Origin of the sequence: Microcystis sp. Msp_OC_L_20101000_S702, from assembly GCF_007095705.1 — a bacterium.
GTDB lineage: Bacteria > Cyanobacteriota > Cyanobacteriia > Cyanobacteriales > Microcystaceae > Microcystis > Microcystis ichthyoblabe_A.
Map to the genome: position 1 here is coordinate 1 of NZ_SFBO01000166.1, position 26,096 is coordinate 26,096.

Here is a 26,096-nt window from a genome sequence, read left to right on the forward strand (position 1 = left end):
CAAGCTAATCAGGTGAATAGTGCGAGAAATCAGCGTTTAACCGCTACTGTAGTTTTCCTCGATGCTGGTGTTAGCGATTATCAAAGTCTCCAAGCTGGAGTAATTCCAGAAGTCGCCACCGTTATTCTCTCTGCCAATCAAGACGGAATCGAACAAATCTCCGCTTTTTTACAACAAAATCCCCAGATTACCACCATTCACCTGGTTTCTCATGGTGCGCCGGGATGCTTATATTTAGGGAATTGTCAACTCAATTTAACAAATATTTACGATTATCGCCAACAGTTACAGAATTGGGCAAAGATTAATCATATCCTACTGTACGGTTGTCAGGTCGCGGCGGGAGATGCCGGGACAGAGTTTATTAATAAATTGTCCCAAATTACTGGGGCAAAAATAGCCGCTTCCAGCAGACGGGTAGGAAATGCAGCCTTGGGAGGAAGTTGGGAGTTAGAGGTGAGTTTCCCCGCGACAAAGGGAGAGAATCAAACCTTTATTGAAACCTTAGATTTGTCGGAGTTGCAGACATCTGGGGTTTTTCAGCCAGATATACTCAACACCTATCCCGGAGTATTTGCCCTCACATTAGTAGGAGTATGGGATAGATTAAGCAATGCCAATGCGGTAACAATAGTCGGTAACTATGCTTATGCTGTGGGGGACACTCTGGAGATTATTGATATTAGTAATCCCAGTAACCCGATTTTCAAGGGGAATTATGATAATACTTCTGGCTTTGCTTTTGATGTACAAATAGTCGGTAACTATGCTTATGTCGCTGATTGGAATTCAGGACTGCAAATCATCGACATCAGCAACCCGACAAACCCCACTCTCAAGGGTAATTATGATACTTCTGGCTATGCTGCGGGTGTACAAGTAGTCGGTAACTATGCTTATGTAGCTGATGGTTATGATGGACTGCAAATCATCGACATCAGCAACCCGACAAATCCCATCTTTAAGGGCAATTATGATACTTCTGGCTATGCTTGGGATGTACAAATAGTCGGTAACTATGCTTATGTCGCTGATTGGGATTCAGGACTACAAATCATCGACATCAGCAACCCGACAAATCCCACTTTCAAGGGTAATTATAATACTTCTGGCTATGCTCGGGATGTAGAAGTAGTCGGTAACTATGCTTATGTAGCTGATGATACTTCAGGACTACAAATCATCGACATCAGCAACCCGACAAATCCCACTTTCAAGGGTAATTATGATACTCCTGGCAGTGCTGAGGGTGTTCAAGTAGTCGGTAACTATGCTTATGTAGCTGATTGGAATTCAGGACTGCAAATAATCGACATCAGCAACCCAACAAACCCCACTCTCAAGGGTAATTATGATACTTCTGGCGGTGCTGAGGATGTACAAATAGTCGGTAACTATGCTTATGTAGCTGATTCTTGGTCAGGACTGCAAATCATCAACATCAGCAACCCATCAACCCCCACTTTCAAGGGCAATTATGATACTTTTGGCTATGCTGCGGGTGTACAAATAGTCGGTAACTATGCTTATGTGGCTGATCCTCAGTCAGGACTGCAAATCATCGACATCAGCAACCCGACAAACCCCACTCTCAAGGGTAATTATGATACTTTTGGATATGCTGAGGGTTTACGAATAGTCGGTAACTATGCATATCTAGCTGATGGTTGGTCAGGACTGCAAATCATCGACATCAGCAACCCAACAACCCCCACCTTTAAGGGTAATTATGATACTTCTGGCTATGCTTGGGATGTACAAATAGTCGGTAACTATGCTTATGTCGCTGACTGGGATTCAGGACTGCAAATCATCGACATCAGCAGCCCGACAAATCCTACTTTCAAGGGTAATTATAATACTTCTGGCTATGCTAATGATGTACAAGTAGTCGGTAACTATGCTTATGTAGCTGATGGAAATTCAGGGCTGCAAATCATCGACATCAGCAACCCGACAAATCCCATCTTCAAAAGTAATTATAATACTTCTGGCGACGCTATAGATGTACAAATAGTCGGTAACTATGCTTATATAGCTGATTGGGGCTCAGGACTGCAAATCATCGACATCAGCAGCCCGACAAATCCTACTTTCAAGGGTAATTATGATACTTCTGGCTATGCTTATGGTGTTCAAGTAGTCGGTAACTATGCTTATCTAGCTGATGGAAATTCAGGGCTGCAAATCATCGACATCAGCAACCCGACAAATCCCATCTTCAAAAGTAATTATAATACTTCTGGCGACGCTATAGATGTACAAATAGTCGGTAAGTATGCATATCTAGCTGATGGGGATGGTGGTTTAAAGATTATTGATGTGAGTGAGTTTACCAACCCACAAACTGTTACTCTTGCTATTTCTCCCAGCAGTGTTAGTGAAGATGGGACAGCTAATATGGCCTATACCTTCACCCGTAGCGGAGTAACCACCGATGCTTTAACGGTTAACTATACAGTCGGGGGTACAGCTACTTTTAGCACAGACTACACCCAAAGCGGTGCCGCAACTTTCACCAGTAAAACCGGGACAGTGACTTTCGCTGCTAATGCTACCACTGCTAAAGTCACAATAGACCCCACTGCTGACACTATTGTTGAAAACAATGAAACCGTCGCTTTAACTCTTGCTTCTGGGACAGGTTATACCGTAGGTACTCCTAACGCAGCCACGGGAACAATTACCAATGATGATACCAGTGTCACCCTAGCAGTTTCTCCCGCAAGCGTGACAGAAGACGGGACAACAAATCTGATTTATACCTTCACCCGTAGCGGAGTAACCACTAATCCCTTAACCGTCAATTACAGTATTAGTGGGACAGCTACCCTTAATACCGACTACACTCGTACAGGGACTAATAATACAGTCACCTTCGCTGCTGGTTCATCCACTGCTACCGTCACAATTGACCCCACTCCTGACACTATTGTTGAAAACAATGAAACCGTCGCTTTAACCCTCGCGACCGGGACAGGTTATACCGTAGGTACTCCTAACGCAGCCACGGGAACAATTAATAATGATGATACCAGTGTCACCTCGCAACTCTCCATCAATAATATTACCGTGGTCGAAGGCTTAGATAATAATGCCATCCTCACCGTCACAGTTGATAACCCCAATCCGCAACCAATTAGCTTCAACTATACCACTGGGCCCATTGATGCTACCGCCAATGTAGATTACACTAGCAAAACCGGAACTATCACCATTGCTGCTAATACTGCCACCGCTACTATTAGCATTCCCCTCCTCAATGATAACCTCAATGAACCTGATGAAGTCTTCACCGTCACCCTCTCCAATCCGGTTAATGCTACCATCAATCCCGAAGGAGGAATAGGAGAAGTTATCATTACTGATACTTGGCAAAGCAGTCTTACTCGCACCTTACCCAACAATGTGGAAAACCTCAGACTAATTAGCAGTAATAATGTTAATGGTACAGGTAACGCTGGTAACAATAAAATCACCGGAAATAGTGGTATTAATCAAATCAATGGCGCTAACGGTGCTGATACTTTAACTGGTGGTTTAGGTGCAGATACCTTCGTCTTCCAATTTGGTCAATCTACCATATCAACAAGCGATCGTATCACAGATTTTGCCATCAATAGTGATAAAATCGACTTATTAACTCAAGCTGGAAACGCCACGAGTGCGCCTAGCAATTTCAGTCGTGCTGCTAATAGCACTGTCACCACTTTACAGAATTTAATCAATCAGGTATTTACTGATGCTAATGGAGCGATTACAGGTAATCAAGGATTAGGGGTTAATAGTGCCGCCTTAGTGCAGGTAACAACCGGTGCAATAGCTGGAACTTACCTCGTTATTAATGATAGCACGGCTGGCTTCCAATCCAGCAATGATTTATTAATAAATATCACCGGATTTACTGGCACTTTACCAGCTTTAGGGAGCATTCCAGTGGGTAATTTCTTTATCTAAGTGTCTAAGCTCTCCTTCTAAGTCACCTAGAAAAAGGGTTTCTCGGAGAAACCCTTTTTCTGGATATGAAAATCAAAGCAACTACCAAGAAGCTGCCACGACGGGAACGGTGGAATTTCAAATCATCCAGAACATTAGACCTCAACCTAATATTATCTTGGGACTAAAATTTTTTCTGGTTAAGAAACTTACCAAACAAAAATGATTTTAATTGACCCATTATCGAACTATTTAATTAGTACAAAAGAGCAAAGCAAGCTGTGATCAGGTGATAATTTTTGGAGATGTCTATTAGCCTGAATTATTCACCAATTGCTGGCCGTTTTTTAGCCAGATCGCTGAAGGACTTTCCTAGCAAGACTTTTAAGTATCTTCCCAAATCTTGATCAATAATCGGGGCTAAGTAAATAAAATTTCACAACTCGATCGCTACAAATATCCGGCCAAGAACTACAATAACCCTAGGCATCTGTGTGAAAAAAAGACCCATCTATGCAACTTTCGCCCCAAGAAAAAGATAAATTACTCATTTTCACGGCGGCACTGCTCGCCGAAAGACGCAAAAACCGTGGTATCAAGTTAAATTATCCCGAAGCGATCGCCTATATTAGCGCCGCCATCCTCGAAGGTGCGAGGGAAGGTCGTAGCGTCGCTGAATTGATGAGTTACGGCACCACTTTGTTAACTCGCGAGGAGGTAATGGAAGGCATCCCGGAAATGATTACAGAAGTGCAGATCGAAGCGACTTTTCCCGATGGTACTAAATTAGTTACCGTTCACAATCCCATTCACTAACAGGAGATTTTTAGCAGTTATGATTCCGGGAGAAATTATCACACCATCCGGAGCGATCGAGATTAATGTCGGTCGCGACACCCTGCGTATTTCTGTGGCTAATACAGGCGATCGACCGATTCAAGTGGGTTCCCACTATCATTTTTATGAAGTTAACCAGGCCCTGGAGTTCCAGCGCGAATTAACCAAAGGAACCCATCTGAATATTCCCGCAGGTACGTCCGTTAGATTTGAACCGGGAGACACGAAAGAGGTGGAATTAGTTGCCATTGCGGGTACTGAAGAAATTTATGGCTTTAATGGTTTAATTAATGGTTCTCTCAAAGGCAAGAAAAAGAAAAAGTAGGGTCTTAACGGAAAAATTATCATAGTTCGATCGCTCAATTGTGGTAACATCAAGGCAACGATAACTAATTCTTTCCAAGACTATGACGACGGTAAAAATTGGCATCATTGGCGGCAGTGGTTTGTATAAAATGGATGCCCTCAAGGATGTGCGGGAAGTATCCCTCGATACTCCTTTTGGTTCTCCTTCCGATGCTTTAATTCTCGGTACTTTAGACGGAACAGAAGTTGCCTTTTTAGCGCGTCATGGCAGAGGTCACCATTTTTTACCGACCGAATTACCCTTTCGAGCTAATATTCACGCTCTCAAACAATTAGGGGTTGAATATATTATTTCCGCTTCGGCCGTTGGTTCCCTCAAAGCCGAAGTTAAACCCCTAGATTTAGTCATTCCCGATCAATTTATTGACAGAACTAAAGAGAGAATAGCGACTTTTTTTGGGGAAGGAATTGTTGCCCACGTGGCCTTTGGTGATCCCATTTGTCCCCAATTAGCCGAAATTTTAGGGGATGCCGTCGCTAGTTTAAACCTACCAGAAGTTACTCTGCATCGGGGGGGTACATACATCTGTATGGAGGGGCCGGCTTTTTCTACTAAAGCGGAATCAAATCTCTATAGAAGTTGGGGGGCAACCGTCATCGGTATGACCAATTTAACCGAGGCAAAATTAGCCCGAGAAGCGGAAATTGCCTACGCTACCTTAGCCCTAGTTACCGATTACGATTGTTGGCATCCCGATCACGATCATGTCACGGTAGAAATGGTGATCGAAAATCTCCACCATAACGCTATTAATGCCCAAAAAGTTATCCAAGAAACGGTGCGCCGTTTGGCAGCTAATCCCCCCGTTTCTGCCGCTCATTCTGCCCTTAAATATGCCATTCTTACCCGTCTAGATTCTGTTCCCGTCGCCACTAAAGAAAAATTAGCTCTATTTTTGAAAAAATATGAAGAAGTAGAGAAATAAGAGCCGAGAAAAGTCGCCGATAAATCTAGAAATGGGTCATTTTTCTCGCTGTTATTCAGACGATCAATTTGACCCTTAACGAAGGCAGGGGGCCGTCGGCAGGAGTCAGTATTCAGGAGTCAGGAGATAGGAGATTATTTTATTTATTCTCCCCACACCCCACACCCTACACCCCACACCCTACACCCTGTCCCCACGAACAGCTTTTTGCCGCAAACCCTAACTAGCTAGATATTCTCTGATCTTGGCCTTGCGTTTTCTTAATTTAGCGATCGCTTCTCGTTCGATCTGACGGACGCGTTCACGACTGATATTGAGTCGAACGCCAATTTTTGCTAGGGTGAGGGGCTGCCCATTATCTAAACCAAAACGCAGACAAATCACTTCTTTTTGTTGAGGGGTGAGGTCTGCCATCAGTTTTTCTAAGTCCACTTGCAGGGAAGAATAGGCAGTGTAATCTTCCGGGGAAAGTCCCGTATCTTCCAAGAGTTCCCCTAATTCCGTGTCTTGATTGTCCCCCACCTTTAAGTCAAGGGAAAGGGGTTGACGGGACCTTTCCAAGTAGTCTCGCACCTGTTTAGGAGTTAAGTCTAATTCCTCGGCTAATTCGGCAATGGTGGCAGCGCGACCTTTATCTTGAGCTAGTTGACGCTGGGCCTTTTTGATTTTATTCAGTTTTTCGGTGATGTGGATGGGCAGACGGATGGTGCGACTTTTTTCTGCGATCGCCCGGGTGATGGCTTGGCGAATCCACCAATAGGCATAGGTGGAGAAGCGATAGCCTTTGGTGGGATCGAATTTTTCCACCCCTCTTTGCATCCCAATGGTTCCCTCTTGGATCAGATCTAATAGATCTAGATTGCGTTTTAGGTATTTTTTAGCGACGGAAACCACTAGACGCAGGTTCGCTTCTACCATCTTACGTTTGGCGAAATCCCCTGCCCCCAATTCTCGACGCAGTTGTTCTTCACTAATTTCCGCCGCTTCTGACCACTGGCGATCGCTGGGGTCGCTGCCGAGTTTCGCCCTTAGGGATTCTTTGATTTTTTCCAGAAAAATTAATCTTTGTACCTGTTTCGCGTAGAGAATTTCTTCTTCATGGCTGAGAAGGGGAACTCGGCCAATTTCTCTGAGATAGGCGCGAACTGGATCGGTGGGGTTTTTCGAGGTTTTCATGAGTGCGCGTCGGTTGAGGGTTGATATTCAGGGATTGATGGCGTTTTTCAGATTGCTTCCCCAGGGCAGTAAAGGAGATGCTATCAGAGTTTTTTCTCGTTTTGTAAAGAGATAAGTGAGTGGTTACTCAACTATAGAGAGAAATCTCATTGACTATTTAATTGCCTCTATAGTCCTTTTTTTGGCTATATATAGATTTTATGGGCATAAATGGCAAGTAGTGAGAAGCTTGGTTATTTAACTAATATTACAACAATTATTAAATATTGTAAAGTTTATGAGAAAAAAATCACCCCTCTCAGGAAAGCACCAATGAAGAGGAGGTTTGAGTATCTCTACTCATAGATTAGCCAAAGGTTTCCGATCAGGATGCAATCTAGATGACAAAATCAGCAATTTTCTCAGATAGCGATCGCAGGGTAGGCAGTGAGGGAAGTATTTTCAGTGAACTGTGAACTGAAAACTCACAGCTGACGACCGTCTCCCGTCTATTGCCCTTGCGTAGCGGTTCAGGGGGGATTGTGTAAAAATAAGAGAAGATCGGTTTTTTTTTACTAAACCTATGGCCACTTCTTCCATTGCCGTTAGAGAATTACCTCTCTTTCCCCTACCCGAAGTTGTTTTATTTCCGGGTCGTCCCCTGCCCCTGCACATCTTCGAGTTTCGCTATCGGATTATGATGAATACGATATTGGAAGAAGATCGCCGTTTTGGGGTCTTAATGGTAGATCCGGCCACGGGAGAAATCGCTAAAGTGGGCAGTTGTGCGGAAGTTGTCCGTTGTCAACGTCTTCCAGATGATCGCTTAAAAATTCTCACCATCGGTCAACAGCGCTTCCGTGTCCTAGAATACGTCCGGGAAAAACCCTATCGTGTCGGTTTAGTGGAGTGGATTGAAGATGTCCCCACCACCCAAGATCTGCGACCTCTGGCCAAAGAAGTGGATCGACTGCTGCGGGACGTGGTTCATCTATCAGCCAAATTAACCGCTCAAAAAATTGAACTCCCCGACGATTTGCCTAGTCTTCCCCTGGAATTATCCTACTGGGTGGCGGGTAATCTCTACGGTGTGGCCGGGGAACAACAAGCTTTATTAGAAATGCTCGATACAGTCAGTCGTCTCCAACGAGAATCGGAAATTCTCACCTCAACCCGCAATCATCTGGCCGCTCGCACGGCTCTTAAAGATGCTTTAAATTAATGATCTGTAGGTTTTTCAGCTGCGGCAGCGGATGTTATTTCAGTGAACAGTGATCAGTAAACAGTAATCGGTGAACTGATCACTGATAACTGATTACTGTTAACCTGGGGATTACCTAATGTTTACCTTGATACAGTAAAGTGGGGTTAAAATTGTTAGCCCCTCGCCTAGGAGAACTTTGATCATGTTGCTCACCTATAATCCCAACGTCTCACCCTTCCGAGAAGACTATAGCGAGAGTCGTCGGCTCCACTTTTATGAGCGCGGGGAGAATATTCCTCTGATGGCTGATGGAGTCTGGCAAGTTTATCGGGGTATGGCGCAACTAAGTCAAGTATCTGAGAGTGGAGAGGAAATTTTACTAGGTTGGGTTCATTCATCCCACTTTTTCGGCTTAAATTTGACTCATCTGGAATCTTATCACGCCAGAGCTTTGTCGGAACTGTACCTAAAATGGTACACGATCACCGAAGTGGAAAATTCGGCGGAATTAACCAGGATGATGTTAAATCAAATGATCCGTCGTCAACAACAAACGGAATCGCTCCTTGCGATCGCAGGACTGAAACGAGTGGAGGAACGTCTTCAGCAGTTACTACAGTTATTAAAGCGGGAAATGGGAGAACCAATCGCCCAAGGCAGTCGTTTAAAGATACGTTTAACCCATCAAAATCTCGCCAATGCTATCGGCACCACAAGGGTAACAGTGACGCGTTTGTTAGGGGAATTTCAGCGTCAGGGATGGGTGAGCAGCGATTGCGACCGCCATTTGATTATTCACCATTAATCCCTCTTCTGTCACTCTAGGGAACGGGAAAACAGAAATGACAGGGAAAAACGGATTCTAACAGAGAATTTATTCATCGATTAAGTTGATTATATAGAAAAGAAAAGTAGTGAATTAGTCCAGGGGTAAAGAAAACCCATAGCCAAGCTTTTCAGCGATTCAAGTAACCGAAAGGCTCGATAAATAACCAGGGTAAGCTCATCTTAACAATCCCTGACAAAATGGACTTGATGTGAGTTGCTTACCCGGAGAGCCCTTCAGGCATATTTGATGAGAATTAGCCATCTCAATTGTTAAGCAAAAATCGACCCGTTTGGTCGATTTTGTAACTATTTTGATTGACTGGTATCACTTGAACTGCCCATGCGGATCACAAAATTGGCCAATTGTCAATAGCGTTTGAGATGCTCTCACCCTGGCTAATTAACCCTGGACTAAAGAAGATTTGAGCGCAAAAATTTTCTCGATTACCTCTTCTACCACCTTATCGGGAGTGGAAGCACCAGAAGTCACTCCGACGATAATTTTTCCCTCATTTAACCAGTTATCAGTGATGATTAAATCGCCACCTAAAGGTTTATGTTCGATGCGATTACCGGGGAGAATGCGCTCGGCACTATCGATATGATAGGAGGGAATGGCACGCTCGATCGCTATTTCCTGTAGGTGAGTGGTATTAGAGGAATTATAACCGCCAATTACCACCATTAAAGAAAGCGGTTCTTTCACCAGTTCAAACATGGCATCTTGACGCTCTTGAGTGGCATCACAGATGGTATTAAAACTCATGAAATGATCTTTAAAATTGATCGGTCCGTACTTTCTCAACATAGTATGCTCGAAGAGTTTGCCAATTTCCTCCGTTTCACTTTTCAGCATTGTGGTCTGATTGGCAATACCGATATAATCTAGATCGCGATCGGGATCGAAACCCTGGGAATGGGCATTTTTAAACTTCTCTAAAAACTCATTTTTATCACCACCGTGGAGAATATAATTAGCGACATCATTAGCTTGAGCCAAATTTAAAACGATTAGATAAGTGCCAGCAAAAGAGCTAGTGGCGATCGTTTCTTCGTGATTATATTTGCCGTGAATAATCGAAGTGTGGTCGCTTTTTTTGTGTTTTTCTACGGAATTCCACACCTTAGAAACCCAGGGACAAGTAGTATCCACAATCATGCAACCCTTATCGTTAAGTATTTTCATTTCCGAGACACTGGCCCCAAAAGCAGGTAAAATCACCACATCCCCCGATTCCACCACAGTAAAGTCTTTTTGGCCATTTTCCACCGGAATAAAACCCACGGCCATGGAGCGCAGACGCTGATTAACCGAGGGATTGTGAATAATTTCGTTAGTAATCCAGAGACGTTCCTGGGGAAAATGTTGACGAGTTTCGTAGGCCATAGCAACAGCGCGTTCTACCCCCCAACAAAAACCAAAAGCTTGAGCGAGATAGATCGTCACCTCACCCCGTTCTAAACGATAATTATTTTCACGAATTTCTTGGATCAGGTCGCTTTGATACTCATTGGTCATCGCATCCATTACTTCTTCTTTGTGACCGAATCCCTTGCGGTTATAGTTATCCGATTGCTGTAGGGTGCGTTTAAAGGATTTTGTATCCATGATTCTCTGATAGGGGTATTGGTGGCGCTAAATTGGGCGAGACAGTAGCTTGCCATATATTTAAAATACCTTATCTAGTCAGCGCAGGAAGCTTTTAGAGACTAGAGAGAAATTCCTCGTCGATATCGTAACCAAACTGTTGAGCGAAAAATTTTAAGCGAGATAAAGCAGGAATTTGCTGACTTTTCAGCCAATCAGACAAAATAAAGAGTTTTTGCATCACAAAAATCTCTAAAGCTTCGGGATTATATTGAATTCCTTCCCCGCGATGGAATTGATGGGGAACCAACATAGCAGCATAACGGGCGATTTCTCCCTGTTTTGGGTCAAGAATAAAGATTAACCAAGGATAAACTGCATCCAAACGCAAAAACCACAGCCTAACTTCCGGTATCTCCGATAATTCCCGCATATCACCCTCCGCACGAGGATAATCTATCTCTAATTGTAGAGCTTGTTCCAATTTTGCGATCGCTGCCCGCGACTGATAATCTTGAATAATAGTCTCTAAAGATGAGAGATCGAGATTTTGAATCTGATTGGGGTTAAGAGCGATTTTGACAGTCATAGGAGCAAATAAAAGGTTATATCGGGCAAAATTACCGTTTTTTATCCCTAGATCACAATGATCTATCTCAGAAAATACTCTCGATCGGGACAAAAAAACTGGCTATGACTATTCTCTCACTCCAGAGCGAGAGAGGGAAACCAGACAAAAATCCTCATGATTGGATTTCTCCCACAATTTAACCTCCCCTGCACACCGGGGTTTTTTAGATTGATAACTATTAGGGTGATATTGTCCTCGTTTGCTCATCAGTTCCGCTTGACAAAGAGCTAATCGATGACTAATTACTATGGTTATTTTATCGGTGGCTAAAGTGCGAAACATTTGCTAGATTTCCTATTCTCCATTGGCAGCAAGGGAGCCAGTCTTTTACTCAAAAATGAGCCATGCTAAGGATAATTATTTTAGAGGATTTAACCCTTTTTCTCTTAACTTAATTAAGTTCAATCAATCGGGATTATCAAAGAGAGTTATATCGGGTAAATTAGCTACTTTATCAATTACTTTACCCTGAACAAATCCTCGAACTCGATCGCGCAAAGAAGCAAAGAGTAAACCGGTAATCGTGCTGAGGGAATCGGTGAACAAGCTCAGGAAAATTAATCCGCTCACACTTGCGACTACATTTAAAACAAACAACGGTTGAGTCTTGTCTGACGAATAATACACATTATTACAGTCCCCGGCACTCGAACCAGGGATAAAGGTACAATAGAACTGTAGAGATCTGGAGGGTTGCTATGTTTACACACAACTTAGATGACAAAAAACTGTCCCTCGATCTAGAAGGGAAAACACCGCAAAAACTCACCTATCGTTCACCAAAAATCTACCACCTTGATCGCCCTAGCAATTTATCAACAGAAAGGAATTCAAGGACGGCGGGATTTAGAAGGAAAATTTGCCCTCGTTATTCTTGATGGAAGTCCTGCGGCAAAATTTCCTAGGCATTGGTGATGTCGAAAGTGGCAGTCGCATCAGCAGTTCCCTAGCTGTGATCCCATGGTTGCCACCAAGCAACTGAAGTAAGACGAGGATATCATCCCGGATCGGCAAGGGAAACTGGACTAAAATCCCCAAGGTTGGATTTCTCCCACAATTTAATCTCCCCTGCACACCGGGGTAGTCAGCAAAATCGAGAACTAGGGACACGAATTATGGGAAAATAAGCTCATCTTCTCCGCTTTTATCCCATGCAAGCCAACTTTTTTACTAATATCCTCTTACCCGTTGCCCTAGGCGTTTTAATGTTAGGCATGGGATTAGGATTAATTCTCGCCGATTTTCAGCGTATCACCCGTTATCCCAAAGCAGTCCTGATCGGTTTAGTCAATCAAATTATTATTCTACCGATCGTCGGCTTTATTATTGTTTCTCTTTTGCCTCTCCGGCCAGAAATTGCCGTCGGTTTAATGATTGTCGCCATTTGCCCCAGCGGCCCTTCCTCCAATGTTTTAACCTATTTAGCTAAGGGAGATGTGGCCCTTTCTGTTACTTTAACCGCTTTTAGCAGCATCATCACCATTTTCACAATACCTTTTTTAGCTAGTTTCATTCTCCAGCATTTTATGGGAGAAAGTGCCGCCATCTCCCTACCCATTGGTTCCACTATGGCGCAGATATTTTTGATTATAGTTTTACCCCTGGTTATGGGTATGACTATCCGCCATTACTTTCCTTTACTGGCCAAAAGTCTGGAACCGATAACTAATCGTTTAGCCGTAATTTTTCTAGCAGTTATTATCTGCTTATTAATCCTGAGAGAATGGCAACGTTTACCTTTATTTATCGCTCAAACTGGTCTGGCAGTGATCATTTTAAATACGATTGCTTCCCTAATTGGCTTTTTCAGTGGTCGTTTATTTCAATTAACTATTGCCCAAAGAATTTGTATCGCCATCGAAGTGGGTATTCAAAGCGGCACTTTAGCTATTGCTATCACTGCCGGTTTATTAAAGAATCCCGATCTAGCCATTCCCGCAATTGTCTATAGTTTATGGATGTATGTCAGTGCTTTTATAGCTGTTTATTATGGTCGCAAAAAAGCAGCTTTGGTAAAATAGCTAAATGGAGTGATAGGATATAGCTAAAAACTGATAACTGATTATGTTAATTGGTAAATATTTAACCCTAGAAGAATTATCTACCTGTTCCCAAACCTATCAAAAGTATGCAGCACAAATCGATCCCTATCCAAAAAATCCTGCAACGATAACCGCTTGGCAAAATCTCGCTCACTTTATTATCGATCCAATTATTGATAATTTTGGTCGAGAAAGATTCCAATTAACCTACGGATTTTGTTCCAATGATCTGAGAAAATTTCTCCAAAAAAAAGACCCGATCACTGGCTTAAAAAACGGTAGAATCGATCCCAGTCGTGATCAACATTGCGCTCACGAAATTAATCAAAAAGGTCAATATTATTGTCAGCGATTGGGGGCAGCCTGTGATTTTCGGATTATCAATTTAACGAGCGATCGCCTAATAGATTGGATTTTAACCCAAAAATTACCCTTTGATTCTCTCTATTTTTACGGAATTAATCGCCCAATTCATATCAGCTACGGACCCCAACATAAACGAGATCTATGGACTTTTACCCCTAGAGGAACACCGACTAAAAAAGGTTTACAATCATGGTTAGAAGCCGCTAAATCTATCGATTCTGAAGCTAAAAAATCCCCCAAAATAGGGGGATAACCAAGACTTAAAACCGTCTTCTTTTAGATTTCTGGTTCCAGATCGTCCTCCTCGTCTTCATCGGCCGGTTCCGTGGGTAAAGGAACCGAACCCATGTCTAATTTATCCCGCAATAACTTCTCAATTTCTGCCGCTACTTCTGGCCTTTCTTCGAGATATTTAACGGCATTATCGCGACCCTGGGCAATATTTTCGCCATTATAGCTATACCATGCCCCTTTACGAGTAACTACGTTAGTTTGTTCGGCGATATCGAGCATACAACCCACCTGGGAAATGCCTTTACCGAAGATAATATCAAATTCAGCAATCCGGAAAGGAGGCGCGACTTTATTTTTAGCCACCTTAACTTTAGCCCGAATTCCGTATTCCCCTTCCGTGCCTTTTTTCAAAGTTTGAATGCGACGGATATCTAAACGTACCGAGGCATAAAATTTTAAGGCCGTTCCTCCAGTGGTCACTTCAGGATTGCCGTAGGTGACACCGATTTTTTGCCGCAGTTGGTTGAGGAAAATCACCACACAACCCGATTTACCAATATTACCGGCAATTTTTCGCAGGGCTTTACTCATCAAACGGGCCTGCAAACCCACCTGATTATCCCCCATTTCCCCCTCAATTTCCGCCCTCGGCACTAAAGCGGCCACCGAGTCGATGACGACGATATCCACGGCCGAAGAACGCACTAACTGGTCAACTATTTCTAAGGCTGCCTCCCCCGTATCCGGTTGTGCTACCAGTAAATTATTGATATCTACCCCTAAATCTTCCGAATAGGTGGGATCTAAAGCGTGTTCCGCATCGACAAAGGCCGCCACTCCCCCAGCTTTCTGCACTTCTGCGATCGCATGGAGGGCTAAGGTGGTTTTTCCAGAACTTTCCGGCCCGTAAATTTCGACGATGCGGCCCTTCGGTAAACCGCCACCCAACGCCATATCTAGGGTTAAAGCACCACTAGGTACGGTTTCCACCCGCATCCGGGTGGCATCTCCTAAACGCATGATCGAACCTTTGCCAAAGTTGCGCTCGATTTGATTTAAGACTAAACCTAAGGCCTTATCTCGATCGGAATTATTTGTCATTGTCGCCATTAATTTTCTCCCCAGTTTTCTTAAGTAGTACAGCAGTATGCAAAGATTGTAGCCTGTTTTAATCTTGATCACCAAAAAGTTAGAGACTTTTTCCAGAATGGTGATCAAAAATCAAAAGTTTTGATTTTTACAGCCAAGACCGGCTCATCTGTTCTAATTGCGTCACCTCTCGCGCTTCTAAACTCCATCCTAACGCCCCGGCATTTTCCCTCGCTTGGGCCGCAGTTTTTGCCCCCGGGATGGGAATTACATCCCCTTGGGCGATTAACCAATTGAGGGCGACTTGTGCGGGGGTTTTTTGGTATTTTGCGCCCAATTCTTGCATTACCCTTAAAATTGGGGCTATTTTCTCCAAACCTTCTTTTTTGAACCGTGGGTCAACTTTTCTGGCTCCATCGGGCAAATTCTGGCTTTCTGGGCTATATTTACCCGTCAGTAGTCCTTGAGCGAGGGGGCTGTAGGCGAGGATGGTGACACCTAATTCCTTGGCCGTGGCTAAAATTCCCTTAGTTTCTATTTTGCGATACAAAAGCGAATACTGCACCTGATTGACCGCTAAGGGAACCTCTTTTTTCGCCAAAATCTGGCTTGCTTGACGCATTTGCTCGGCGGAATAATTACTTACACCCACGGAACCAATCCGGCCGCTTTTTACTTCTTCCCCTAGGGCATTCATTAGGGTTTCTTGGCTAATTAGGAAGGTGAAGGGCCAATGTACTTGATAAAGGGCAATTTTATCGGTTTTTAGACGGTTTAAGCTCTCGGTAATGGCATTATGAACCGCATTCGCCCCAAATCGCCACGGTACGGGGGCAAATTTGCTGGCAATATCGATGGGAATATCGGTCTGTTGGGTAAATTTTCCTAAGAGTCGTTCCGATTCCCCCAGTCCATAGACTTCGGCAGTGTCAAAAAAGGTGATTCCTGCCTCTACTGCCGCTTTAAAGGCCTCCTCTACCTGACTAGCTCCGTATTCCTTGCCATAGTTCCAGAATAGTTTATCTCCCCATGCCCAAGTCCCGATTCCCAAGGCACTGACGGCAATTCCTGTTTGTCCGAGATTAGCGGTTTGTCTAGTCATATTCTCTACACGGAATGACAGCGTTTCCCATTAAAGATGAAGTGTAACCTATATTTGGTCTGACTCACCACTAACCCCCTTTTTTGATTCCGGGAAATTCCCACCCATAAGTAATGGGAAAGGACTTGACTTTGCCGGCGACTTGCGCTATGCTTTTTATATAATGGGAATCTGTGCAAAATTTTTTAAAACGCACAGATTCCCATTATGAATAAAATCTTTTAAAAATATTATCCCAAAATCTCCCGACAAAAGCAAGCAAAATTTTGCCGATAATTGTTAAGTTTTGTTAACCAAGAAATACAGAGATCAGCAAGGTCAAAAAATCGAAGTCTCTTGCTGATCCTGTTTGTCGCCTAAGCTATGATTAGGTTAGGCGAATTTGGCGCTTTGACTAATTGTTAGTGCTAACTTCTGTGGTTTCAACAATTGCCGTCGGTTGGCAGGGAGTGGGTTGAAATTTCTCTGGAAAAGAGAAGCCTAAAAATGATGCGATCGCAAATATGGTGCTGATAATTTTGGCAAGACTAACAACGTCTTCTCTGTACTTTAACCAATATTTATACATAATCATCAATCCTTTTACTTAGGGGGTGAACTATCTCTAGATTAAAAAAAATCTGATTATTTGTCGTTACTCAAAAGTCCTAAAAATGGTACTTTTTTTAGGTACTCTCAAGTAACCTGACAGGGTACTGAAAAGTAATCTTAAGTCCTGTTACCCTTAAAAAATGATGATGAATGAACTAAAAATGACTGAAATTAAAACCCTTTCATGGACTGAATTAGAAATGCTGGTTAATGATCTGAAAAAAAAGCATACAAAAAAGGGATTAACGGACGTGGAGACAAAAATATTAAAATGTATTTTTGATGATAAAACATATCGTGATCTAGCGGAAGAAATTAGGCAAGAAGAACAGTCAATCAAGAATGCGGCTTATGATTTATTTAAAATCTTGTCAGAGCAAACAGGTGAAAAGATTGGAAAGAGTAATATGATTACTGCTTTGGCAAGGTATAGAGATAATTCTCAGACATTTGATCATAACAATAAACCGCAAACTCAGCAATCAGATAAAGTTTTTGAATTAGTTATTGAGGTAGGGATAGACGAACTGACACCAGAGAACAATGATAAAATTATCAGCTTTCTTCAAAAAATCGCCAGAGACGAGACGATCAAGCCTATTATGAAACTTAAAGGCAGTATTCGGCTATTTTTAGAAGGTTCAGAAGATGGACTCCAGCGCCTAGCAGATTTACATCAATCGGGGGAATTGCAAGCCCTTCTCAATGAACTTAAATCAGACGATATACCCGAAATTATCGTCACAAAAGCAGAGTTCACTACAGATGCAAAAGTTATTGAAAAAGCCGAATTAATTAAGGCAATTCGAGAGGGAACAATCGATAAGACAACTCTACAACAAGTTGATTTAAGTGGGGCTATCCTGAGAAGGGTTGACCTGAGAAGGGCTGACCTGAGTGGGGCTATCCTGAGTGGGGCTGACCTGAGTGGGGCTATCCTGAGTGGGGCTAACCTGAGTGGGGCTATCCTGAGAAAGGCTATCCTGAGAAAGGCTATCCTGAGAAGGGCTATCCTGAGTGAGGCTAACCTGATTGAGGCTGACCTGAGTTGGGCTATCGTGAGTGAGGCTATCCTGAGTGAGGCTATCCTGAGTGGGGCTAAACTGAGTGGGGCTAACCTGAGAGAGGCTAACCTGAGTGGGGCTGACCTGAGAAAGGCTAACCTGAGTGGGGCTAACCTGTGGGGGGCTATCCTGATTGAGGCTAACCTGAGTAAGGCTAGACTGAGTGCCGCATTATTAAAGCGATGGCCCGCAGGAGTAGGGAAACTGAGTAAGGCTAGACTGAGTGGGGCTAACCTGAGTGGGGCTGACGTTAAAAACGCTATCTTTATCGGTGCAACGGGGATCACCCGTGAACAAAAACAGGATTTGATTCGACGAGGGGCAATTTTTGGGGATAATTCTAACGATCGCAGTAAAGTATTAGTTTAAAACAGCCTTTGATCTCCACCTTCAGCAGAGATTTAGGTAGGGTTGGCTGAATAAATGTGAAATATAGACGAGATAAGGGGTTTGGCGGCCTGTTTGGCCAAGCAGCTGCAAGATTTTCAAGCTGGTGGCTCAAAAACCTTGTATCTTAACCGGCGATCGCTCCTACTTTTTCAGCCAACCCATAATTAATGGGAAAGGACTTGACTTTGCCGGCGGCTTGCGCTATGCTTTTCTTATAATGGGAATCTGTGCAAAATTTTTTTAGACACAAAAATTTCCATTATGAATAAAATCTTTTAAAAATATTATCCCAAAATCTCCCGACAAAAGCAAGCAAAATTTTGCCGATAATTGTTAAGTTTTGTTAACAAAAAAATACAGAAAGGTAAAAAAATCGAAGTCTCTTGCTGATCCTGTTTGTCGCTTAACCTTATGATTAGGTTAGGCGAATTGGCTCTTCTGGTTTTTGTGTGGAAGGAAGAAGAATAGGGATAATTTGGGTGCATCTCAATTTTGTCGAAATATCTATAGGACATTTTGGGCGCACGCGGTGCGCCCCTACCATTGGCGCAATAATATTATTGTAGGGGCGAATTGCATTCGCCCTCTTTGATTAACCCACCGCAAACCCTGTATATTCTCTGACTAGGGGTTCATGAAAGGCTAAAACAATATCTTCTTTAGGAACGCCTAAATTAACCAATTCATTGGCAATTCCCACCTCAGTGCCATCATGTTGTATCCAGATTTTACCCTTTTTAATATCGAGATGCAAAACACAACCATGATATCTTCGTCTATTTTTCCAGCCAACATACATCAATTGATAGTGATCGCCAACTGTATCAAAAATCAATTGTTGTTCAATCGGATCTTTAGATGAACCTATCTGAGAATATTCAGTAATGACTTGCTTGACATAGTGACGATATTGTGCTAATTTTTCCATTCGACAATTACCTCCCCAATCGGATCATAAATAATCAGGTAAATTTGAAATCGTTTAACGACAGTTTGAATAAATCGCAATTCAAAAAAACTATAATAAATATCTAAGGGAACAGCTAAATATAACTGTCTTTTAGGTTCTTTTTCTTCTAAAGCAACACGATAATTAAAGAATTGTCCAATGGCAGTATGAAATTCTGAAATGCTGGATTTACCGATAAAACTTTTAATTTCAACGGCTATCTTTTCATTATCTTTTTCTGCGGCTATCAGTTGCTCTGCTCCTAAATCGACATACATTTCTACATCACCCACTTCAATCCTTAAAGGGTCATCCGTAATGATCCAACCCTCTTTTTCTAATCCTTTTCTCACTGCACCATGAAAACGATCTTTAGCAGACATGAATCTTGAGGTTAGCAGGCATAATAATTATTAATTATAACATTTAGTCATGACGAGCGACAGGGTGAGAGCATCTCAAACCCTATTGACAATTGGCCAATTTTGTGATCCGCGTGGGTATTTCAAGTGATAAGGGACTTGCGTGAGAATAATATCCCAATCGATCGGAGGACGCAAGCTTTACGCCCCTACAGTAACGGATTTTGTCCACAATGTAGGGGCGAACTGCGTTCGCCCAAAAGGTACATTATCAAAGCGCAAGTCCCTAAGCTAAGACGTATTTAAACCGCTTATTCTTAGATTAGCCCCCCCTTGCCTGATCTCCACCAGCAATTTGAATTAAGAACAGCTTAACTAGCTGACATCCATCGTGATAAAATCGGCCTTGTCTTTCTTCTGCCAGCGCAACGCCGAGCGGCGGTATGTTGAGCTTATTTCCCCTTTTACTTTTTACTTGGTATAAATCGTGCAGGTTTTCATTTATCATACTCCCGAACTTACCCCCGTCCATACTCTACCCGATTGCGCCGTCGTTATCGATGTTTTAAGAGCAACAACCACGATCGCCACTGCCCTCAATGCCGGTGCGGAAGCAGTGCAAACCTTCAGCGATCTGAAAACCCTGATGCAGGTGAGCGATACCTGGCAACCAGAAAAACGTCTCCGGGCAGGAGAAAGAGGCGGCGCGAAAGTGGAAGGCTGCGATCTGGGCAATTCTCCCCTCGATTGTACCCCTGATTTAATGAAAGGTCGTCGTCTGTTTATCAGTACCACTAACGGCACTCGCGCTCTGCAAAGGGTGGAAGAATCCCCAATCGTGATCACTGCGGCCATGATCAATCGGCAAGCTGCGGTTAATTACTTATTGGATAAGCAGCCCGATACCGTCTGGATTGTTGGCTCTGGTTGGGAAGGGGGTTATTCTTTGGAAGATACGGCCTGTGCTGGAGCGATCGCCGATGCGCTACAAGAACAATCGGGGCAAATGGCGATCGGTAATGATGAGGTTATCGCCTCGATCGCTCTTTATCGTCAATGGCAAAATGATCTTTTAGGAATGTTCCACAGTTGTAGTCATGGTCAGCGCCTCTTGCGTCTCCACTGTCAAGAAGATTTAAAATACTGCGCTAATATTGACTCTCTTGATGTTTTACCGATCCAAAAAGAACCGAGCATTTTAGTCAAACTTTAGACATTATCACCCAGAGAAAGGGTCATCAGTGCCGGTAGGAGTATCGATCCTAGCCGGATTCCTTTATTTATAGTTTGCTAACCATGACTATCGATTCTTTACTGCAACCTTTTCAGCGTTTTGGTGTCAATCTCGGTTTAGAAAGAATAAAAAATCTGCTGGAGATTTTAGGCAATCCCCAAGATAAAATTCCGATTATTCATGTCACGGGAACTAATGGCAAAGGTTCAGTTTGTGCCTATCTATCCTCTATTCTCAGTACCGCCGGTTACAAAGTCGGACGTTATATTTCTCCCCATTTAATTGATTGGACAGAAAGAATCTCTATTAATGGCGAAAATATTGAAACCGCGACTTTAGAAAACCTGCTTAAATATATACAATCGCTTATCGATCCCCAGCAGGAAAGTCCTACTCAATTTGAGGTAATTACTGCCGCTGCTTGGCTGTATTTTGCTCAGGAAAAGGTGGATATTGCCGTGATGGAAGTGGGTTTAGGAGGAAGATTGGATGCGACTAATGTTTGCGCTCAACCTTTAGTTACTGTCATCACTTCTATTAGTCGGGAACATTGGCAAAATTTAGGTCCCACGGTTGCCGATATTGCCGGGGAGAAAGCGGGGATATTAAAAGCGAATTGTCCCGCAGTTATCGGACAATTACCGGAATCAGCGCAGGGGGTAGTTAGGGAGAGAATCAAGCTGTTAAATTGTCCAACGGTATGGGTAGAAGCTGCCGAAAAAATTGCCGATAATCGTGCTAAATATCAAGGTTTAGAATACCCTTTATCCTTAGCGGGAGATTTTCAATTAACTAATTCGGCTATAGCGATCGCTGTTGTTAATATTTTACGCCGGCAAGGTTGGCAAATTAGCGATGAAGTCGTGCAGGAAGGAATGGCAAAAACTCGCTGGTTAGGACGTTTACAAACCGTTAATTGGTGTCAGCGAGAAATTTTAATAGATGGCGCTCATAATCCCGCTGCTGCCATTGGTTTAAGGCAGTATGTAGATAGTTTAAAGGCTCCAAAAATTATCTGGGTGATGGGAATTTTATCGACTAAAGATCATCGGGAAATATTCCAAGCTTTATTAAGAAAAGGCGATAGTTTATATTTAGTTCCTGTTCCTGATCATAGCAGTGCTAATCCTGAAACCTTAGCGGAATTAGCGGCTTCAATTTGTCCAGAATTATCTCACCTAGAGACTTGTTCTGATGTATTTTTAGGACTAAAAAAAGCCATCCAAGAATCTGCCGATAGTCGGATAATTCTCTGTGGATCGCTTTATTTAGTTGGTTACTTTTTAGGGAGTTTGTTTCAGGGAAAATAAAACATCAATTTTACTGGTGGTTTTATCAGGCATAGTGGCAGTAATTCCGATCCCGCGTACCGATTCTAAAAAGGCCTTTGCTTCCGGGGTTAATTCCGTGGCAGGAAGATTATTAATTCCCCCTGCTTTAGCAATAATTTGCTCCACATCGATGAAAAAATAACCGAGATTATTTTTAGGCAAATTTGCGATCGATGCTTGGAAATTCTCACTTTTGCTAATCGGTTGATTCGGTTGGGGTTGATAGGGAATTCCGACGGTCATTTTTAGGGTATCATTATTAGGCCAAGCATAGGTTAAAATCGCTTGTTCTTCCGCTTTCCATTCAGTCACATCTTGGCCAGAAATTTGACTGTTTTTTATGGTGATAAAGGGAACAGTTTTCACCAATTCATTTAACCTATCAAGGGTAGTTTTTGCCGCTTTCTGATCGCCGGTTTGCCAGATCATCATTCCCCCGAAACCTAACCCTCCCACTGCTTGCTGGTTGGGGATAATTCCGAAGGCAAATTCTCGATCCATCCAGTTAAAAACTTCTTTATCCGCGTCAAGGGTTGCCATCTGAAAATTCTCACGGATCTGACGCAGAAAAACTTGTAATTCTGGGTTAGTTTGGGACTGTTTTTCTGCTTCTTCCCATCCCTGTTTAAGATTATTACCACTCCAAAGTGCGATGGTATCTCCGGGTAAATAATTTAAAACTTGATTTTTGCTAGGGGAAGGTAGGGTAGAAATAGTTTCAGGGGCAAGTTTAGCCACCATTTGTAACTGTAATCCCGTATCGGTGACACCCACTCCTGCGACAATATCCTGAATTTTTGCTAATTCTTGCCGACTTTGGGGAGATAAATTAGCATCTGGTCCCAAGATTTTGGCATAATCATCAATATAAATTGTTGCTAGGGTATTGGGTAGGTTGAGGGATTGGGAAAGCAGTTTTCTCACTTCCGGTTTACTGCTAAAAGATGGCTGTCCTTGATAGGTATTGATCGCCGCTTCTAACACCTTTTTATCGTAGGATATCAACAAAAAATCACCAGTAACGGCAGTATAAATGGTGGTATTATCCTGCCAATCTATAGCAGTAATTGTAATACCTTTGTAGTCACTGGTGCTAGTTTTGCGATTAACTTGTTGTCCTAGTTTTTTCTGGAATTCTGACGCTTTAATTTTATCTTTGATCCCGATAACCGTTAATAATTCCGATTGTCCGGGGGTAGCTGCGGGAAGAAAAGCAAAGCTAATACTACCGATCCAAGGTTCGATATCCCGTTGATAATCAATCTTATCAGTGAAGATATTTTTTTGTAATTCTTCTAGTCCTTGACTAACCGCAGTTCGCGATTCTGGTGTACCATATTTAGCTAACACTGACCAAGCTTTTGCATCCGTGGAGACAAAACTACTAGCAAAGGCAGTTTCTGGGATAACTTTTGCCGATTGCAAGGGGGTGAATCTTTGCCAAGGAAGTTGTCCTCGTAGATAAAGATAGACACCTCCTGCGGTTACTGCTGTTAGTCCTAGGACGACTAAACAACCGGGTAAAAATGATTTTTTTGACATAGAATTGTGGTTTGGTTAAAAAGTTCCATACTTGGCGATCGATTTGTCTGCGGTTGTAGTCTCTAGATTAGTCCTATTGTAGTTATCCTAATTATCTTATCTTATACCCAAAGGTGACAGACAACATTTCAGCTAATTTTTCCGAAATTATTGCTAATTACCAGAGAAAATTGGCTCATTCTTGGTTAGCTTGCCAACCCACCGCTTGATTAATATTAGTCAACCCATTGACCTCCAATTTTTCTGTTAATCCTTGTAAAATATTTGATACTAGCCATGGTCCTCGGTATAACCAACCGGTATAAATCTGTAATAAACTCGCACCGGCGGTAATTTTTTCCCAAGCATCATCGAGAGAAAAAATGCCTCCCACTCCAATTATTGGTAAATTGCCTTGGGTTTGCTGATAGATAAAACGGATCACTTCTGTGGAACGTTCCCGCAAAGGTTGCCCACTAATTCCCCCTGCTTCTTCAGTGATTGGTTTACCGGTTTCAGGCAGAATTGTGGTTTTTAATCCCGTGCGTTTAGTGGTGGTATTAGTAGCGACAATTCCAGCTAATTGATAGGAGAAAGCTAGGTCAATAATTATTATGATATCTTCCCATTCTAAATCGGGAGAAATTTTCACTAATAGGGGTTTTCTGCCTTGATTTTCTGTTTGTAAAATGTCGAGGATTTTATCGAGTTGTTCCCCACTTTGCAGGGAACGCAAACCGGGAGTATTGGGAGAACTAACATTAACGACAAAATAATCAGCATGGGGGAATAAATAGCGAAAACTGCCTAAATAGTCCTCCGGAGCCTTTTCTAGGGGCGTATTTTTCGATTTACAGAGGTTAATACCGATGGGAATCTGTCGGGGTTGTCGTTGCCAAGATTGTTGGAGAGTTGCCGCTAGAACTGGCGCACCGAGGTTATTTGCCCCCATACGGTTTAATCCCGCCAAATCTTCCGGTAAACGAAATAATCTCGGTTTTGGGTTGCCCGGTTGTCCTTCTAGGGTGACAGCACCCACCTCGGCAAAACCAAAGCCGAAATTATGCCAAAGTCCTGCCCCTAAACCGTCTTTATCGAATCCTGCCGCCAATCCGACGGGATTGGGGAAATTTAACCCCCAGAGGCTTTGAGATAGGCGAGAATCGCTAAAACTGAGGGATTCTGATAATTGTGAGATTAACCATTGTTCCCAAAATTCCCCCCGCGAGCGATCGATTTTTTGCAGAGTATTTAATAATTGTTTTTGTGTTCCTTCTAAATTGCCCCGAATAGCCTTGAAAGCTAGAGGATAAAAAGGTTTAATTGTGTCAATTATATTGATCATAAAAAGACAGGAATTAAGGGTTAGGTGTAGGGTGGGTTAGGCAAGAACAAGTTATGTTTTTGACAAAAAATTTCCAATTTGCCGTAACCCACCTAGCATAATCTTTATAAACCTTGGCGAGGATTAAAAGTTTCGATCGCCCGTATTTTTTGATAAAGTTCTAATTCTTCTGGGCTAGGATTGGGAGGATTAACTAAGATAATTTCCACTAATTGATCGCCCCTTTCTCCTTGGGAAGTGGGATAACCTTTATTAGCCAAACGTAATCTTTGACCGCTTTTAACTCCCTTAGGAATCATCATTTTAACTAACCCGTCAATGGTAGTAATTTCTACAAAACCGCCCACAATTGCCTCGCTAGGAGTAATTGGTACTTGACAGACAATATCAGAACCTTGAATCCTAAAAAAATGATGCCTAGCGATAGTTATTTTTAAATATAAATCACCCCCTTCAATACCCTGACCTTTGAGACGAATTTTCTGCCCATCGATCATGGCTGCCGGCATATCAACCTCTATTGATCTACCATCTTCCAGACGAATTCTTTGTCTGCCACCTTGATAGGCTTTCTCTAAAGGTAAAGTCAATTTCGCCTCCACATCTCGACGAGTTAAACGGGGAGAGGAGGCAATTTTAGCACGCTTAGTATTAAGGTTATTAAAATCTTTAAACTTCCATAAATCCTGTTCTGTACGGGGGATTTTTCCATTCCCGTTACTATTGGCTTTTTCCCCCGGACGTATCCCACGGCGCTTAATCCCCGTCAAGGAACGATTATACTCAACCCGTTTTTCTTCATCGGAGAGAACATCATAAGCTTCATTAATATCTTTAAACTTTTCTTCGGCCGATTTATCCCCCGGATTAACATCGGGATGATATTGACGCGCTAGTCGTCGAAAAGCCTTTTTTATCTCGTCACCAGTAGCCGTGCGAGATACTCCTAAAAGATCATAGTAATTAACTAATTGTGGCATATATTCAGTTATCAGTTATCAGTTA

General features: G+C 42.7%; 25 protein-coding genes. 12 read left to right on the forward strand and 13 right to left on the reverse strand.

The genetic code is table 11. The features are described from left to right. The 4 genes from EWV60_RS17690 to EWV60_RS17705 all read left to right on the forward strand — a co-directional run. On the forward strand, positions 1 to 3,957 hold a 3,957-nt coding region (locus EWV60_RS17690; protein WP_287233779.1), incomplete at its 5' end, for a DUF4347 domain-containing protein. Positions 3,958 to 4,449: 492 nt separating this feature from the next. Continuing rightward, positions 4,450 to 4,752, forward strand: a complete 303-nt coding sequence (gene ureA, locus EWV60_RS17695) for an urease subunit gamma (RefSeq protein WP_002738360.1) — start codon at positions 4,450 to 4,452, stop codon at positions 4,750 to 4,752. Positions 4,753 to 4,771: 19 nt separating this feature from the next. Then, positions 4,772 to 5,098 carry an urease subunit beta gene (gene ureB, locus EWV60_RS17700; RefSeq protein ID WP_002748322.1) on the forward strand — a complete coding sequence of 109 codons (327 nt, stop codon included), beginning with the start codon at positions 4,772 to 4,774 and terminating at the stop codon, positions 5,096 to 5,098. Between the two features lie 82 nt (positions 5,099 to 5,180). Continuing rightward, complete coding sequence (locus tag EWV60_RS17705; protein WP_002778878.1) at positions 5,181 to 6,065, forward strand: S-methyl-5'-thioadenosine phosphorylase; 885 nt, start codon at positions 5,181 to 5,183, stop codon at positions 6,063 to 6,065. A 219-nt stretch (positions 6,066 to 6,284) separates the two neighbouring features. On the opposite strand, the gene EWV60_RS17710 is transcribed toward EWV60_RS17705, so the two are convergent. Next, complete coding sequence (locus tag EWV60_RS17710; RefSeq protein ID WP_002739411.1) at positions 6,285 to 7,241, reverse strand: RNA polymerase sigma factor, RpoD/SigA family; 957 nt, start codon at positions 7,239 to 7,241, stop codon at positions 6,285 to 6,287. Positions 7,242 to 7,803: 562 nt separating this feature from the next. On the opposite strand from EWV60_RS17710, the gene EWV60_RS17715 reads away from it, so the two are divergent. Together EWV60_RS17715 and EWV60_RS17720 are read left to right on the forward strand one after the other, a co-directional pair. Then, positions 7,804 to 8,442, forward strand: a complete 639-nt coding sequence (locus EWV60_RS17715; RefSeq protein ID WP_002739408.1) for an LON peptidase substrate-binding domain-containing protein — start codon at positions 7,804 to 7,806, stop codon at positions 8,440 to 8,442. A 184-nt stretch (positions 8,443 to 8,626) separates the two neighbouring features. After that, entirely contained in the window at positions 8,627 to 9,229 is a 603-nt protein-coding gene (locus EWV60_RS17720; protein WP_002739407.1) for a Crp/Fnr family transcriptional regulator, read from the forward strand. Between the two features lie 423 nt (positions 9,230 to 9,652). Here EWV60_RS17720 and EWV60_RS17725 read toward each other — a convergent pair whose 3' ends face one another. From EWV60_RS17725 to EWV60_RS17740, 4 genes are all read right to left on the reverse strand, one after another. Next, positions 9,653 to 10,861, reverse strand: a complete 1,209-nt coding sequence (locus EWV60_RS17725) for a 4-hydroxy-3-methylbut-2-enyl diphosphate reductase (RefSeq protein ID WP_287233783.1) — start codon at positions 10,859 to 10,861, stop codon at positions 9,653 to 9,655. A gap of 94 nt (positions 10,862 to 10,955) precedes the next feature. After that, entirely contained in the window at positions 10,956 to 11,429 is a 474-nt protein-coding gene (locus EWV60_RS17730; protein ID WP_002738641.1) for a CRR6 family NdhI maturation factor, read from the reverse strand. A gap of 108 nt (positions 11,430 to 11,537) precedes the next feature. After that, positions 11,538 to 11,753 (reverse strand): hypothetical protein, encoded by a 216-nt coding sequence (locus EWV60_RS17735; RefSeq protein ID WP_043997518.1) that lies wholly within the window; start codon positions 11,751 to 11,753, stop codon positions 11,538 to 11,540. Positions 11,754 to 11,876: 123 nt separating this feature from the next. Further along, entirely contained in the window at positions 11,877 to 12,041 is a 165-nt protein-coding gene (locus EWV60_RS17740) for a hypothetical protein (RefSeq protein ID WP_223210779.1), read from the reverse strand. A 128-nt stretch (positions 12,042 to 12,169) separates the two neighbouring features. On the opposite strand from EWV60_RS17740, the gene EWV60_RS17745 reads away from it, so the two are divergent. The 3 genes from EWV60_RS17745 (at position 12,170) to EWV60_RS17755 (ending at position 14,132) form a co-directional block, all read left to right on the forward strand. Beyond that, positions 12,170 to 12,349, forward strand: coding sequence for a hypothetical protein (locus tag EWV60_RS17745; RefSeq protein WP_002778880.1), 180 nt, complete (start codon positions 12,170 to 12,172; stop codon positions 12,347 to 12,349). A gap of 273 nt (positions 12,350 to 12,622) precedes the next feature. After that, positions 12,623 to 13,492: a bile acid:sodium symporter family protein gene (locus EWV60_RS17750; protein ID WP_287233787.1), complete on the forward strand. Its 870-nt coding sequence runs from the start codon at positions 12,623 to 12,625 to the stop codon at positions 13,490 to 13,492. Positions 13,493 to 13,535: 43 nt separating this feature from the next. Beyond that, positions 13,536 to 14,132, forward strand: a complete 597-nt coding sequence (locus EWV60_RS17755) for a hypothetical protein (protein ID WP_287233789.1) — start codon at positions 13,536 to 13,538, stop codon at positions 14,130 to 14,132. Positions 14,133 to 14,155: 23 nt separating this feature from the next. Here the strand turns inward: EWV60_RS17755 and recA are convergent, their stop codons facing one another. The 3 genes from recA to EWV60_RS17770 all read right to left on the reverse strand — a co-directional run bounded on the left by recA (position 14,156) and on the right by EWV60_RS17770 (position 16,872). Continuing rightward, entirely contained in the window at positions 14,156 to 15,223 is a 1,068-nt protein-coding gene (gene recA / locus EWV60_RS17760) for a recombinase RecA (RefSeq protein WP_002739007.1), read from the reverse strand. Positions 15,224 to 15,350: 127 nt separating this feature from the next. Then, positions 15,351 to 16,304 carry an aldo/keto reductase gene (locus EWV60_RS17765; protein WP_287233791.1) on the reverse strand — a complete coding sequence of 318 codons (954 nt, stop codon included), beginning with the start codon at positions 16,302 to 16,304 and terminating at the stop codon, positions 15,351 to 15,353. Positions 16,305 to 16,698: 394 nt separating this feature from the next. Continuing rightward, positions 16,699 to 16,872 (reverse strand): hypothetical protein, encoded by a 174-nt coding sequence (locus EWV60_RS17770; protein ID WP_002748305.1) that lies wholly within the window; start codon positions 16,870 to 16,872, stop codon positions 16,699 to 16,701. A 163-nt stretch (positions 16,873 to 17,035) separates the two neighbouring features. Here EWV60_RS17770 and EWV60_RS17775 point away from each other — a divergent pair, with 163 nt between their 5' ends. Then, positions 17,036 to 18,328, forward strand: a complete 1,293-nt coding sequence (locus EWV60_RS17775) for a pentapeptide repeat-containing protein (protein WP_287233793.1) — start codon at positions 17,036 to 17,038, stop codon at positions 18,326 to 18,328. Positions 18,329 to 18,941: 613 nt separating this feature from the next. Here the strand turns inward: EWV60_RS17775 and EWV60_RS17780 are convergent. Continuing rightward, positions 18,942 to 19,277 carry a XisI protein gene (locus EWV60_RS17780; protein ID WP_002798710.1) on the reverse strand — a complete coding sequence of 112 codons (336 nt, stop codon included), beginning with the start codon at positions 19,275 to 19,277 and terminating at the stop codon, positions 18,942 to 18,944. Beyond that, positions 19,265 to 19,681, reverse strand: coding sequence for a XisH family protein (locus EWV60_RS17785; protein WP_002751648.1), 417 nt, complete (start codon positions 19,679 to 19,681; stop codon positions 19,265 to 19,267). The genes EWV60_RS17780 and EWV60_RS17785 overlap by 13 nt, the downstream gene beginning before the upstream one ends. A gap of 466 nt (positions 19,682 to 20,147) precedes the next feature. On the opposite strand from EWV60_RS17785, the gene EWV60_RS17790 reads away from it, so the two are divergent. Beyond that, the gene (locus EWV60_RS17790; RefSeq protein WP_002751646.1) at positions 20,148 to 20,873 is read left to right on the forward strand and encodes a 2-phosphosulfolactate phosphatase family protein; all 726 of its coding nucleotides are present in this window, start codon (positions 20,148 to 20,150) and stop codon (positions 20,871 to 20,873) included. Between the two features lie 83 nt (positions 20,874 to 20,956). Next, positions 20,957 to 22,204, forward strand: a complete 1,248-nt coding sequence (locus EWV60_RS17795) for a bifunctional folylpolyglutamate synthase/dihydrofolate synthase (RefSeq protein WP_287233795.1) — start codon at positions 20,957 to 20,959, stop codon at positions 22,202 to 22,204. Here the strand turns inward: EWV60_RS17795 and EWV60_RS17800 are convergent. The 3 genes from EWV60_RS17800 to EWV60_RS17810 all read right to left on the reverse strand — a co-directional run bounded on the left by EWV60_RS17800 (position 22,178) and on the right by EWV60_RS17810 (position 26,071). Further along, entirely contained in the window at positions 22,178 to 23,767 is a 1,590-nt protein-coding gene (locus EWV60_RS17800) for a DUF3352 domain-containing protein (RefSeq protein WP_002751642.1), read from the reverse strand. The genes EWV60_RS17795 and EWV60_RS17800 overlap by 27 nt on opposite strands. Before the next feature lie 175 nt (positions 23,768 to 23,942). Further along, a complete protein-coding gene (locus tag EWV60_RS17805; RefSeq protein ID WP_287233798.1) occupies positions 23,943 to 25,091 on the reverse strand; it encodes a quinone-dependent dihydroorotate dehydrogenase in 1,149 nt (382 codons plus the stop codon). 104 nt (positions 25,092 to 25,195) lie between these two features. Further along, complete coding sequence (locus EWV60_RS17810; protein WP_287233800.1) at positions 25,196 to 26,071, reverse strand: J domain-containing protein; 876 nt, start codon at positions 26,069 to 26,071, stop codon at positions 25,196 to 25,198. Between the last annotated feature and the right edge of the window lie 25 nt (positions 26,072 to 26,096).

What these genes read in the sequence shown, in the direction of transcription:
- ureA (WP_002738360.1), top strand. Translation starts at nt 4,450, where the DNA reads ATGCAACTTTCGCCCCAAGAAAAAGATAAATTACTCATTTTCACGGCG.
- ureB (WP_002748322.1), top strand. Translation starts at nt 4,772, where the DNA reads ATGATTCCGGGAGAAATTATCACACCATCCGGAGCGATCGAGATTAAT.
- EWV60_RS17705 (WP_002778878.1), top strand. Translation starts at nt 5,181, where the DNA reads ATGACGACGGTAAAAATTGGCATCATTGGCGGCAGTGGTTTGTATAAA.
- EWV60_RS17710 (WP_002739411.1), bottom strand. Translation starts at nt 7,241, where the DNA reads ATGAAAACCTCGAAAAACCCCACCGATCCAGTTCGCGCCTATCTCAGA.
- EWV60_RS17715 (WP_002739408.1), top strand. Translation starts at nt 7,804, where the DNA reads ATGGCCACTTCTTCCATTGCCGTTAGAGAATTACCTCTCTTTCCCCTA.
- EWV60_RS17720 (WP_002739407.1), top strand. Translation starts at nt 8,627, where the DNA reads ATGTTGCTCACCTATAATCCCAACGTCTCACCCTTCCGAGAAGACTAT.
- EWV60_RS17725 (WP_287233783.1), bottom strand. Translation starts at nt 10,861, where the DNA reads ATGGATACAAAATCCTTTAAACGCACCCTACAGCAATCGGATAACTAT.
- EWV60_RS17730 (WP_002738641.1), bottom strand. Translation starts at nt 11,429, where the DNA reads ATGACTGTCAAAATCGCTCTTAACCCCAATCAGATTCAAAATCTCGAT.
- EWV60_RS17735 (WP_043997518.1), bottom strand. Translation starts at nt 11,753, where the DNA reads ATGTTTCGCACTTTAGCCACCGATAAAATAACCATAGTAATTAGTCAT.
- EWV60_RS17745 (WP_002778880.1), top strand. Translation starts at nt 12,170, where the DNA reads ATGTTTACACACAACTTAGATGACAAAAAACTGTCCCTCGATCTAGAA.
- EWV60_RS17750 (WP_287233787.1), top strand. Translation starts at nt 12,623, where the DNA reads ATGCAAGCCAACTTTTTTACTAATATCCTCTTACCCGTTGCCCTAGGC.
- EWV60_RS17755 (WP_287233789.1), top strand. Translation starts at nt 13,536, where the DNA reads ATGTTAATTGGTAAATATTTAACCCTAGAAGAATTATCTACCTGTTCC.
- recA (WP_002739007.1), bottom strand. Translation starts at nt 15,223, where the DNA reads ATGGCGACAATGACAAATAATTCCGATCGAGATAAGGCCTTAGGTTTA.
- EWV60_RS17765 (WP_287233791.1), bottom strand. Translation starts at nt 16,304, where the DNA reads ATGACTAGACAAACCGCTAATCTCGGACAAACAGGAATTGCCGTCAGT.
- EWV60_RS17770 (WP_002748305.1), bottom strand. Translation starts at nt 16,872, where the DNA reads ATGTATAAATATTGGTTAAAGTACAGAGAAGACGTTGTTAGTCTTGCC.
- EWV60_RS17775 (WP_287233793.1), top strand. Translation starts at nt 17,036, where the DNA reads ATGATGATGAATGAACTAAAAATGACTGAAATTAAAACCCTTTCATGG.
- EWV60_RS17780 (WP_002798710.1), bottom strand. Translation starts at nt 19,277, where the DNA reads ATGGAAAAATTAGCACAATATCGTCACTATGTCAAGCAAGTCATTACT.
- EWV60_RS17785 (WP_002751648.1), bottom strand. Translation starts at nt 19,681, where the DNA reads ATGTCTGCTAAAGATCGTTTTCATGGTGCAGTGAGAAAAGGATTAGAA.
- EWV60_RS17795 (WP_287233795.1), top strand. Translation starts at nt 20,957, where the DNA reads ATGACTATCGATTCTTTACTGCAACCTTTTCAGCGTTTTGGTGTCAAT.
- EWV60_RS17800 (WP_002751642.1), bottom strand. Translation starts at nt 23,767, where the DNA reads ATGTCAAAAAAATCATTTTTACCCGGTTGTTTAGTCGTCCTAGGACTA.
- EWV60_RS17805 (WP_287233798.1), bottom strand. Translation starts at nt 25,091, where the DNA reads ATGATCAATATAATTGACACAATTAAACCTTTTTATCCTCTAGCTTTC.
- EWV60_RS17810 (WP_287233800.1), bottom strand. Translation starts at nt 26,071, where the DNA reads ATGCCACAATTAGTTAATTACTATGATCTTTTAGGAGTATCTCGCACG.